This is a genomic window from Mesorhizobium sp. PL10, from assembly GCF_053714315.1.
In genome coordinates this window covers 236,202-247,852 of the sequence record NZ_JBSKBR010000004.1, presented here as the reverse complement: position 1 = coordinate 247,852, position 11,651 = coordinate 236,202, and the positions used below count along the sequence as shown (strand labels likewise).

Annotated in this window: 10 protein-coding genes; 1 reads left to right on the top strand and 9 read right to left on the bottom strand. The window is 63.4% G+C overall.

The genetic code is table 11. The annotated features are described in order from the left end of the window. The first annotated feature begins 66 nt into the window (after positions 1 to 66). Positions 67 to 951 carry a hypothetical protein gene (locus ACWGTO_RS09515; protein ID WP_454574599.1) on the top strand — a complete coding sequence of 295 codons (885 nt, stop codon included), beginning with the start codon at positions 67 to 69 and terminating at the stop codon, positions 949 to 951. Positions 952 to 1,009: 58 nt separating this feature from the next. Here ACWGTO_RS09515 and amaB read toward each other — a convergent pair whose 3' ends face one another. The 9 genes from amaB to ACWGTO_RS09470 form a co-directional block, all read right to left on the bottom strand. Further along, on the bottom strand, positions 1,010 to 2,524 hold the full coding sequence (gene amaB, locus ACWGTO_RS09510) for an L-piperidine-6-carboxylate dehydrogenase (RefSeq protein ID WP_454574598.1): 1,515 nt from the start codon (positions 2,522 to 2,524) through the stop codon (positions 1,010 to 1,012). A gap of 183 nt (positions 2,525 to 2,707) precedes the next feature. After that, positions 2,708 to 3,982 (bottom strand): RNA polymerase sigma factor, encoded by a 1,275-nt coding sequence (locus tag ACWGTO_RS09505; RefSeq protein WP_454574597.1) that lies wholly within the window; start codon positions 3,980 to 3,982, stop codon positions 2,708 to 2,710. Next, positions 3,979 to 4,353: a YciI family protein gene (locus ACWGTO_RS09500; protein WP_454574596.1), complete on the bottom strand. Its 375-nt coding sequence runs from the start codon at positions 4,351 to 4,353 to the stop codon at positions 3,979 to 3,981. The genes ACWGTO_RS09505 and ACWGTO_RS09500 overlap by 4 nt, the downstream gene beginning before the upstream one ends. 81 nt (positions 4,354 to 4,434) lie before the next feature. Continuing rightward, the gene (locus tag ACWGTO_RS09495) at positions 4,435 to 5,526 is read right to left on the bottom strand and encodes a DNA topoisomerase IB (protein WP_454574595.1); all 1,092 of its coding nucleotides are present in this window, start codon (positions 5,524 to 5,526) and stop codon (positions 4,435 to 4,437) included. Between the two features lie 54 nt (positions 5,527 to 5,580). Further along, a complete protein-coding gene (locus tag ACWGTO_RS09490) occupies positions 5,581 to 6,339 on the bottom strand; it encodes a hypothetical protein (RefSeq protein ID WP_454574594.1) in 759 nt (252 codons plus the stop codon). Beyond that, on the bottom strand, positions 6,329 to 7,213 hold the full coding sequence (locus ACWGTO_RS09485; RefSeq protein ID WP_454574593.1) for a glycosyltransferase family 2 protein: 885 nt from the start codon (positions 7,211 to 7,213) through the stop codon (positions 6,329 to 6,331). The genes ACWGTO_RS09490 and ACWGTO_RS09485 overlap by 11 nt, the downstream gene beginning before the upstream one ends. After that, positions 7,210 to 8,136, bottom strand: a complete 927-nt coding sequence (locus ACWGTO_RS09480; protein ID WP_454574592.1) for a glycosyltransferase family 2 protein — start codon at positions 8,134 to 8,136, stop codon at positions 7,210 to 7,212. Before ACWGTO_RS09480 ends, ACWGTO_RS09485 begins: the two co-directional genes overlap by 4 nt. 152 nt (positions 8,137 to 8,288) lie before the next feature. Beyond that, the gene (locus ACWGTO_RS09475) at positions 8,289 to 9,173 is read right to left on the bottom strand and encodes a transglutaminase family protein (protein ID WP_454574591.1); all 885 of its coding nucleotides are present in this window, start codon (positions 9,171 to 9,173) and stop codon (positions 8,289 to 8,291) included. Between the two features lie 65 nt (positions 9,174 to 9,238). After that, a complete protein-coding gene (locus ACWGTO_RS09470; RefSeq protein WP_454574590.1) occupies positions 9,239 to 11,650 on the bottom strand; it encodes a circularly permuted type 2 ATP-grasp protein in 2,412 nt (803 codons plus the stop codon). Between the last annotated feature and the right edge of the window lies 1 nt (position 11,651).

The window sequence follows — 11,651 nt, the reverse complement described above, 5'->3', positions numbered from 1 at the left end:
CGGGCGTCTAAGGCTGGAAATGTGATTGCGTCTTCGCTGCCGGGGGCTGGCCGGAGGACGAGGAGGATGGCGCTGAATTTCGAATATATTGCCGGCCATCCGGCGCTGCATCGTTATGTCCAGGCGCAGTCGAAGGCGCTGCTGCACATCTATGAAACGAGCCCGCGCCTGGCCGCCGTGTTCGCCACGCAACAGCGTTGGCTGCTGGCTCACACCGGCCTTGCCCTGCATTTCGCCCGCGACCGGCGCGATCCCCGCACGGAACTTACCCTCGCCCGCTTCATCGATGCCGTGCTTCGCTATTCCGTCGCCAGCCGCAACACGGCCGAGGCCTTCATCAAGGAGATGCTGCACTATCACATCATCGAATACCTGCCGCACACCGGCGACGGACGGGCCCACCCCTTTCAGGTGACGGCGGCGACGCTGAAGGAATTCGACGGCTGGGTGATCGCGCATCTGCGCACGCTCGACGGTCTCGACGGCGGCAACCGCCTCACCCTGTTTCTCGAGCATCACGGCATGATCGCCAGGTTGCAGCCGATGGTGGCGGAAGGCCTGCTTTCCTCCAACCCGGTGCGCGAGCCAAAGCAGACCTTCTCGCTGTTCATCTGGCTCAACAATGGCGGCATCGTCATGGATCGGCTGATGTCGGGCATCGACCCTGATCATGCCGGCCTCGACCAGATCCCGACCAGCGTGGTTTCGATCGGCGAATTCGCTAGTTGGTTAAAACTCTCCCGCACTCATCTGGCGCGCAAATTGCGCGAGGCCGAAAAGCTCGGCAGCGTCGGCTGGATGGGCCGGCGCGGGCATTCGGTAATGTGGGTCTCGAACAGCTTCTACCAGGAATACATGACCGTTCAGGCCGCCAAGCTTGCGGTCATCGATGCCGCTTTCGCGGCATCGTTTCCATTGCCGGCAAGCGGAACGATCCAGGCAGAACGATAGCGATCCATCCCGACTGAATCGGGATGGATCAACTGGTCAGGGAAGCCGGCGCACCACCTCAATCGATGTCGAACGAAACGCCCTGCGCCAGCGGCAACGCCTTGGAATAGTTCACCGTGTTGGTGGCGCGGCGCATATAGGCCTTCCAGGCATCCGAGCCGCTTTCGCGGCCGCCGCCGGTTTCCTTCTCGCCGCCGAACGCGCCACCGATCTCGGCGCCCGATGTGCCGATATTGACGTTGGCGATGCCGCAATCCGAGCCGTCGACGCCGAGGAAGCGCTCGGATTCCTGCAGGTCACGCGTGAAGATCGACGATGACAGCCCGGCGCCGACCGCATTGTGCTCGTCAAGCACGGCGTCGAAGTCGGAATATTTCATTACATAGAGGATCGGCGCGAAAGTTTCTTCCGTCACCGGCGCAACCTGCTTCGGCATTTCGACCAGCGCCGGATGCACGTAGTAGGCGTCGGGATGGCCATTCTCGACCCGCGTGCCGCCGGTCACCTTGCCGCCATGGGCGCCGGCTTCCTTCAGCGCCTTCTGCATGGCGTCGAAAGCCGTCTTGTCGATCAGCGGCCCGACCAGCGAGGAAGTCTCCAGCGGATTGCCCACCGAAACACTCTCATAGGCTTTCTTCAACCGGGGCAGCAGCGCATCATAGACGCTGTCATGCACGAACAGGCGCCGCAGCGTCGTGCAGCGCTGGCCGGCAGTGCCCATGGCGCCGAAGGCAATGGCGCGCAGCGCCATGTCGAGATCGGCGGACGGGCAGACGATGCCGGCATTATTGCCGCCGAGTTCCAGCACGGCGCGGGCAAAGCGCTTGGCCAGCCTTGGGCCGACATCCCGGCCCATGCGCGTCGAGCCAGTGGCCGAGACCAGCGGCACCTTGGGATGGTCGACCAGGATCTCGCCGACGGTGCGATCACCGATCAGCACCGGCGCCAGCCCCTGCGGCGCGTCAGCGCCGAAGCGCTTGACCACGCGGGCAAAAATCGCCTCGCAGGCGAGCGCCGTCAGCGGCGTCTTTTCCGACGGCTTCCACACCACTGCGTCGCCGCAGACCAGCGCGAGTGCCGCATTCCAGGACCACACCGCAACCGGGAAGTTGAAGGCCGAGATGACACCGACGACGCCGAGCGGATGCCAGGTTTCCATCATCCGATGGCCCGGACGTTCGGTGGCGATGGTCAGGCCGTAGAGCTGGCGGGAAAGCCCGACCGCGAAATCGCAGATGTCGATCATTTCCTGCACTTCGCCGAGGCCTTCGGACGGGATCTTGCCGACCTCGATCGACACCAGACGGCCCAGCTCGGCTTTGTGCGCGCGCAGCTCCTCGCCGAGCAGCCGCACCAGTTCGCCGCGCCGGGGACCCGGTACTATCCGCCAGGCCTGGAACGCCGTGTGCGCGGCGTCGATGGTCCTGGCGGCCTCAGCCAGTGAAATCGTCTTCAGCGCCGCGATCTGTTCGCCCGTCACCGGGCTGCGCACGATGAGATCGCCGCCGGCAAGCGCATCCTTGGCCACGCCCAGTTTCGCCAGAAGTTCAGCCGTTTCCTTCGCTATCGTCATTTTTATCCCTTTCAGATCCGCTCGCCATCATGTGGCGGCGGTCGAGCCTTCGCGCCACGTCGCCGGCGTTCCGCAGGCACCTCAGGCGCTGTCATGGCGTGGCATTACTCGTTTCAGGGGAAAATCGCCACCCCGGCATGGTCCAAGCCGGGATTGCACGATTGAGCCAGAAGGGAACAGGCTTCAGTGAGCTGTCTTCGCGGGGGCCTTTGCGGCGCCATCCCTCATCAGCCGATCGATATGCATGCGGATATGGGCGGCTTCTGCCGCCGTATTGGCGAGTGCAATGGCACGGTCGAAGGCGACACGCGCCTCCTCGCCGCGGTCGAGCTGCATCAACAGGCCGCCTTTGAGGCCGAAGAAGTGGAAATAGCCGGACAGCCTTTCGCCGAGCGGTTCGATCATGGCAAGGGCGGCTTCCGGGCCGCGCACCTTGGCGACCGCGACCGCGCGGTTCAGTGTCACCACCGGCGATGGCTGCATCACTTCCAGCAGGCTGTAGAGCAGGTCGATCTCGGTCCAGTCGGTATCCTCGGGCGTTGCCGCCCGCGCATGCAGTGCGGCGATCGCCGCCTGCACCTGATAGGGTCCGGGCTTCTGGTGGCGCAGCGCCTTGTCGACAAGCGCCAGGCCCTCGTCGATCATCTTGCGGCTCCACAGTGAACGATCCTGGTCGTCGAGCAGCACGATCTCGCCATTGCCGTCGAAACGGGCCGGCGCACGGGCATGCTGCAGCAACAGCAGCGCTGTCAGCCCCATGATCTCCGGCTCGGTCTGGAACAGCCTGAGCAATAGCCGCGCCAGCCGGATTGCCTCTTCGCAAAGCGGCGCACGCGCCGGCGCTTCGCCGCTGTTGGTCGAATAGCCCTCGTTGAAGATCAGGTAGACCATGGCGGCGACCGCGGCGAGCCGCTCCGACCGTTCGACCGCGCCCGGTGTCTCGAAGGGCACGCCGGCGTCGGCAATGCGCGCCTTGGCGCGGGTGATGCGCTGCTCCATGGCGCTTTCGCCGACCAGGAAGGCGCGCGCGATCTGCTTGACGGTGAGACCGGAGACGATGCGCAAGGCGACCGCGATCTGCTGCGTCGCCGGCAGGTCCGGATGGCAGCAGATGAATAGGAGCCGCAGGATATCGTCGCGGTAATGCGCGCCGTCCAGCCGCTCGGCGATATCGCTCTCGGCGTCTTCGAGGTCCGATATCTGGTCCTCTTCCGGCATCGGCGCCTGCTTGGCGCGCTTGCGCACCGCATCGATGCCGCTGTTGCGGCCGACAAAGATCAGCCAGGCCGCCGGATCGCGCGGTGGCCCGTTCTGCGGCCAGTTCTTCAGCGCCCTGAGGCACGCGTCCTGGAAAGCCTCTTCCGCGGCGTCGAGGTCGCGGAAATAGCGCAGCAGCGCGCCCATCACCTGCGGACGGGCGGTGCTGATCGCGTTGCTGATCCAGGCAAGTTCGGTCATGCGGGCACTCTGGCGGGATTGAAGATGGAAACCGGACGTATCTCGTAGGAACCGCCGCTCGGATTGACCTCGGAAAGCTCGCGCGCGAAATCGACGGCCTCGTCGAGATCGGCGCATTCGAGCGTATAGAAGCCGAGGAACTGTTCCTTGGTCTCTGCAAACGGGCCGTCGATGACGACGGGCTCGCCCTTGACCTTGCGCAGCGTCGTCGCGGCGGTGGTCGGCAACAGCCGCGCCACCGGGCCAAGCCGGCCGGCCACGGCATACTTTTCCTGCACTGCCAGAAGATTGGTCATGACCTCGTCGTCCTGTTCCTTGCTCCAAGAGCAGACGACGTCTTCGGAGGCGTAGCAGAGGATAGCGTAGAGCATGGCAAGTCCTTTCTCTGTCAAAGGACGAAACAGTAGGACCGATGCCGACACGGCGTCGACAAAAAATTTATGGCGATTTGGTCAGCCTTCCCGAACCTTCAGCCACCTAAGCACCAGCGCCTCCTCGTCGTCGAGACCGTCTATCGATCGCTTGCGCTTGTTGGCCTCGGTCATTTCGCTGAGCAGCCGTCCTTGCGCCCACGCTTCGAACACCTGCGGATGGATATAGCATTTGCGGCAGACGGCTCGCGTGTTACCCAGCCGCTCGGCCACCTTGTCGATGACGATATTCATCACCCGCTTCACCCCGGCCTGGCTTTCGGGAAGCTCCGTCTGCGCAAACAGCGACGCGGCATGGATCGTGCCGCCCCAGGTGCGGAAATGCTTGGAGCTGAAATCTTCTCGTACAGCGTCGCGGATGTAGCGGTTGACGTCGTCGGAGCGAACCGGATGCCGGGCGCCGTCCTCACCCAGATACTGGAACAGCTTTTGCCCCGGTATGTCCTGCGCGCCGCGCACAACCTTCGCGATGCGGCGGTCGACAAGCTTCAGTTTCCATTCCTTGCCGGATTTGCCCTTGAAGGCAAAGCGCAGGCTTGACCCCTGGATGTCGACGTGGCGGTCGCGCAGCGTGGTCAGCCCAAAACTCTTGTTGTCGCGCGCATAGGCGGCATTGCCGACCCGGATCATCGTGTTGTCGAGCAGCCAGACGATTGCCGCCACGACGCGCTCGGCCGGCAGGCCGCGGCGGCGCAGATCGGCATCGATGCGGCGACGCAATTCCGGCAGGCTTTCGGCAAAGGCGACAAGGCTCGAATATTTGGCGCCGTCACGCTCGGCGGCCCATAGCGGATGGTAACGATACTGCTTGCGCCCGCGCTGGTCGCGGCCGGTCGCCTGGATATGGCCGGCGGGATCGGGCGAAATCCACACATCCGTCCAGGCCGGCGGAATGGCCAGCGCCTTGATGCGAGCGATTGCCGCCGCGCCGACCTTCTGCCCTTTTGAGCTCCTGTAGGAAAATCCCTCGCCCGCCTTCAGGCGGCGGATACCGGGCTCGCTGTCGCTGACATAGGTCAACGAAGCCTGTTCGGCGGAAACTTGGCCGCGCGCCTGCCCTTTCCCGCTGCCCTCGGCAGCATCAACCGAAAGTTCACCCCACCTGCCCAGCATGCCTGCTCCATCGATGATCCAGGAGATAAGCGTCAGGCGGCGAATGGGTTCCGGTCAAACGTCTGGAAGCCAGTTTTTGCCGTTGGCGCCCGGGCTGGCCATCCAGATCCCGCCATCGTCGATATGGGGCGGATGGTAGTCGCGACCGGGTGCGATTGTCTCAAAACGGGCGCCAGTCTCATCGGCCAGATAGTCGTAGCCCGTGTCCTGCATGGCGTTTTTGGGATCGAGGTGCTGGTAGAGTGCCCTACGGCCAGACCGACGACGCGGCTCGATCATTTTCAAGTGATAGAGATTGAGACCGCTGTTTTTCTCCCGAAAGCCAAGGTCGGGAGGATACCATGGCCCATGCAAATCCTTTGAATGATACCGCGAGGGATCATAGGCGCGAAAAAGCCGATGTTGCATTTTCGAGCCCCAGACTCCGTCTATGCGGTAATCTTTTGGCGAGTACATCTCCCGGAGATGAAACCCCCAGGCTACACGCCCTCGGCGACTTATCAGCCTTCCAATCTGCCCTGCAGCGCCGTGTTCCAACCTTTCATCGGGATCTATTGCGAGGATCCAGTCCGCGCGCGCATCATAAGCTGCCTTCAGCAATAGCTGGCGACGTTGGATTTCACTGCTGAAAATGCCTTCGGCCTGTCGGTCATCGAAACCTATCCAGCCGTCGACGATCGGATCCAGATTGGCAAGCAGGGCGGGAACCAGATGCGCATCATATCGATAGCTGAAGACTGCAATCGTCCTTTGACGGGTCCAAAATACTCGGCCACGTCGCCAACGTGCTGGTTTCAGTTGACTAGTGATCATTGCGGGTCAGGCGAGCCTTCTTCCAGTGATGCCGGGCACCGAAATAGACGCCGACGGATTTGGCGAAAACGGCCAGGACCATTAGCGGCATGGAACGAATTACAAGGTCCAGTTCAGGTCCGTGAAGACCTATGCGTGCCAATTTCCTGATCTGCCGTCGATCGCTGAAGGTGCCACGAGCCAATCGAAGCGGTGGAGTTGTCGTCGTCGTGGCGCGATACGCTCCGCCGCGATAACCTCGCTTGAACTGGTCGACAACCAGGCGGACCAATCGCGTTTCATTGCTATGGATGGTTTTGATCGCCGAGTCCCAGACCGGTGTAAGTTCTGAAGGCAGTCTGCCGAGAAAATCCGTGTCCTCTGCCGACGCGATGTTTTCGTCGAAGAGCCCGAACCTGTCGAACAGACTGCGGTCGAATGACACGCCGTATCGAAGCGCCAATTCGGCGGGAAGGCCAGGAAGCCGCCGTGCAAAAAGTGCCAGATACGCCGCACAGGCCACCAGGCTTTCAGGATGACTGTTCGAAATTGCGCTGGCAACGGTTGCGGCACCGGCGGTGTGATGGCGAATCCGAGCATCGGCCCAACCGGGGCAAGCCAGACAATCGTCGGCAAGGAAAGCGACGAACGGTGCTTTCGTGGCCGCAATTCCAATGTTGCGCGCGGCTCCAACGAACACCTGATGAGAAAGCTCGATGACCGGCACATCGAGCCCAGCACCCGAAAGCAAGGCCTTGGCGTCACCGCCGCCGGAATTGACCACCACGATTTCCAAAGGCGTATCCTGCCTCGTCAGAGACCTGACAGCGTCCACCAGCTTTGCTGGTGCCCGCAACCCAATCACGATGACGGCCAGGCTCGGCGAGGCTGTCATGCGGCGCTTTGCATTCGCGACGTCGACGCCGAGATGCGCCTGGAAGCAATCTTGACCCTGTAGCGAACGACGCGCCAGGCGTCCGTCCACCGCTTCGGCGCTGCTGCGGCCACATCCAGAAAGCGCGACGCTTTGTCGAGGTCGCCGCGAGCATAGTGAACACGGGCGATCTTGAGGCTTACAAGCCCCTCACGGGTCTTGAGCGCCGAGAGCGGGATGTGGCAATCGGCGAGCTTGCGCAGTTCCCTGCGCCAGTCCAGGAACCGCCGCACCGGATTGCTCGCGAAGCGATCGTCGGACCGCTCGCTTGAAACTTTGTAGATCATAACAGGGTCGGGGATGATGGCCATTGCCGCGCGGCTCATCAGCCGCCCCCAGAAAAGCGTATCCTCGTCATAGGCAAGGCTGACCGCAAAACGCGTCTCCCCTATCAGCTCGCGTGAAGCCAGCACGCTGCCCACGGCCGCCGACCGCAGATCGCCTTTCAGATAGGCGGCAGCGTTGGCCAGACAGTCTGCCTTGTAGCCTTCAGGCACCTTGAACGATCGGTCCTGGCCGTTGACAAGACGTTTGTAGGCGCCCGCGACCATGTCCGCCTTTGGCTGGCCTGTCGCCCGACGGAGCAAAGCGCGCAAACCGCCTTCAAGATGCAGATCATCGGCGTCGATCAGATAAACCCAGGGGCACGCCACCTGCTCAAGGGCAACATTTCGGGCAGCCCCAGCATCGCGGCAATTAGCGGCTAACACGCGCAACGGGAGAGCAAGTTTTGCCGCGATCCGCTGCGCCGCCCCCGCCGTATCGTCAGTCGATGCATCATCGACCATGAGTATCTCGCCGATGATCGCGGCTTCCGTGCTGAGCGAGGCCAGCGTCTCCAGAATTGTTTCCGCCGCATTGTGGGCGGGAATGACGACGCTCACCCGTGTCAACGGTAGACCCCGCAATTGCAAATCTCGCGATCAGGCGACAAAAAACGTCTTGAAAACAGGACCAAGCTAACTGCGGCAATGCGGTTTGAGAAGTGGTATTTACCAGCATCGCCGGCGGCGAAGCGGCTGGCAAATTGAGGCAATCAGGCCTTCTCCAGCGCAACCGGAATGACGTCGACAGCCTGGTCGCCGACCTGTCCACCGGTGGTTTTCAAGACGCCGACGATCGGCGCCACGTCGGAATAGTCGCGGCCGTAGCCGACGGTGATATGGTCGTTGCTTGCCCGCATGCCGTTGGTCGGGTCGAATTCCTGCCAGCCGGCATCGCGCCCGCACCACACCTTGACCCAGGCATGCATGGCATCGGCGCCTTCGAGCCGCGGCTTGCCCTTCGGCGGAATGGTTCGCAGGAAGCCGCTCACATAGCCGGCGGGGATGCCCAAGCCACGCAAGCCGGCGATCATGATGTGCGAGAAATCCTGGCACACGCCGCGCTTCAGGCGGAAGGCGTCGCTTGCCCTGGTATGCACGGTGGTCGCCTTGCCGTCATAGGTGAAGTCGCGATGGATGCGGTTGCACAGATCGATGGCCGTGCCCACCGTCGAGCCGCTGGCGCTGCCGCGTGCATAGGCGGTGATCGCCGCATCGATGCCGGCATGATCGCTGGCCGTGAGAAAGTGATGCGGTGCGTCGGGCGCCAGTGACCGCACCGCGCCGAGTTCTTCCCTCAGGCGCTGCAAGTCGGGCGACACGTCGAGCCCGGGCTCCGCACGCGACACCGAGACGCGCGCACTCATCCTGATGTCAAGCCCGTCATGGACATCGCGAAAGGCGATGGCGGTGACATTGTTGCCGAAGAAATCGGAAAAATCAGCGCGCTCCGACGGGGTCGGCACAAACGAAAGCGAGGCGGCGACCACACGCTGCACGCCCGCAATGGTCGGCGGCAACACGCGCACCTGATGTCGGCTGCCGCCGGCCGCGGCGTCATAGTCGTAGCTGAGATGAAGCCTGATGTCGTACAGCATGCCTACTTTTCTTGTTTGGCGCAGGCTCTTCTCGCAAAACCGCGCGACACTTTTGCGGAGCCTGCTTAGCCGAAATACGCTTTGGCGAGGCTGTTGTAGAGGTTGCCGATCTCGGTGGCGAGATCGTCCAGCACCTCCGCCGACATCTCCGATGGCTCCATGACGGCAATTGCCGTGTTGAGCTGCAGGATTTCCTTGGCCGCCACCGACATATGCCCCTCCGGGCCGACTGACGGCAAGAGGCCGATTTCCGTCTTCAGCCGTTCAAGCTGGAATAGGATCGAGCGTGGGTTGAGCGGGTCGAGCGCGAGCAGGTCGATCACCGTGCGCCGTCCGGCCCGCACCGGATACTGCCGGCGGTGGGTCATGACGCTGTCGCCGATCTCCAGCATCATGTCGAGCGAGCCGTCCGGCGCACTGGCTCGGGTGAGACAGGCAAGCGTGCGGGCGATCTGGATGCCGCGCTCGATGCGCCGACCGATCTCGAGGAAACGCCAGCCGGTGAAACGGTACATGTTCTCATGCAGCAGGCCGGAAAAGCCGGCGAGCTTGCGCAGCATGACCGTCATCGCCCGCGTCGCATCGTCGCCCGGCGCCACTGTCGTTGCGAATTGGTGGATCGTCTTCGACAGGTCCTTCAATGCCAGCCAGCCGTCGGGCGAAAACCGGTCGCGAATCTGTCCGGCGCTGTAGACGGCGCTGTCCAGCGTGCCGATCAATCCGGGCGGAATAGCCGCTTCGAGATCGATGCCGAACGGTTCGAGATAGTCCCTGACATCGGCGAGCAGCGGCATGTCCGGATCGGACGTTTCGGCCAGCCGCACATGATAGGCGCGCAGGATGCGCACCGTATCTTCCGAGCGCTCGATGTAGCGGCCGAGCCAGGTCAGGTTTTCGGCCGCACGGCTGGGCAGGCTGCCCGGCATGGTGCGGGCAAAACTGTCATGCTCTTGCGGCAGCAGCGTCTCGCGCTCGACCGGCTTGTCGCTGACCACCCAGACGTCGGCCGCCTGGCCGCCGCGCTGCATGGCGATGGCCGTCGGGTCGAGCGAGAGGCCAACGCGGGCGAAACCACCCGGCATCACGGTCCAGCCCTCCGGCGTGCGCGCCAGATAGACGCGCAGGCTGGCCGGCCGAGGCTCCAGCCTGCCGCCGACACAGACCGGCGTCGTCGACAGCGTCACCGCTTCCTGGCCAACGAAACCGCCGCCGTCGCTCTCGATCCGCCCAATCAGCGCAGTGCGTTCCTCAGGCGTCAGCGCCGAACCGAGCCTGGTCTGATCATCGTCCTCGAAGGCAAGCCGCGACGACAGCGCCGGGCCGACCACCATGCGGTCGAGATTGGCAATCACATGCCGGCGTTCGCTGTCCTGCCCGCACCACCAGGTGGCGACGCTCGGCAACAAAAGCTCTTCGCCGCGCAATGCGCGCGAGATCTCCGGCAGGAAGGCGAGCAGCGCCCGCGTCTCCATCAAGCCGGAGCCCAGCGCGTTGACGGTCGAAACGGCACCGCGGCGGATCGCCTCGACCAGCCCAGGCGTGCCGATCTGCGAGTCGGGCCTGAGTTCCAGCGGATCGGCGAAGGCGGCATCGAGTCGTCGCCACAGCACGCTGATCGGCATCAGCCCGGACACCGTGCGCACCATCAACTTGCCGCCGGAGACGGTCAGGTCCTCGCCCTCAAGCAGCATGATGCCAAGATAGCGGGCGATATAGGCGTGCTCGTAATAAGTCTCGTTGAGCGGCCCCGGCGTCAGTATGGCGACGCGGCCGTCATTCTCCTTGGCCATGCCGATCAGCGCATCGCGAAAACGGCGGAAGAAGCCGGCCAGGCGATGCACATGCATCTCGCCATAGATGTCCGACAGCGCACGCGTGGTGGCGACGCGGTTTTCCAGCGCAAAGCCGGCGCCCGACGGTGCCTGCGTACGGTCGCCCAGAACCCACCAGCGTCCATCCGGCCCGCGGCCGAGCTCGAAGGCGCAAAAATGCAGGAAATGCCCGCTGGCCGGCCGGGTGCCGGCGATCGGCCGCAAATATTCAGGGCTCGCCGCAATCAGGCCGGCCGGCAGGATACCCTTCTCGATAAGCCGGTTCGGCCCGTAAATGTCGGCGACGATCTCTTCGAACAGATCGGCCCGCTGCACGAGGCCGGCGCTGATCTCGGCCCATTCCCTGTCTTCGATCAGCAGCGGAATATGCGCCAGCGGCCATTCGCGCTCATTGGCGCCGGCCTTGTCGTAGACGCGGTAATAGACGCCGGCGTCGCGCAGATACTGGTCGGCGCGGGCGAAGCGCTGGCCGAGCTTTTCCGGGCCCAGTTCCTCCAGCGCCTCGATGAAAGCGGCCCAGGCTGGACGCGGATGACCCGACGCATCGACCATCTCGTCAACGACACCGTCAATCGGCTGGTAGTGCTCCAGCAGACTGTGCCTCAGCGGCTTGCCGCGTATCTTTTTCTGATTCCCCTTTGCCATC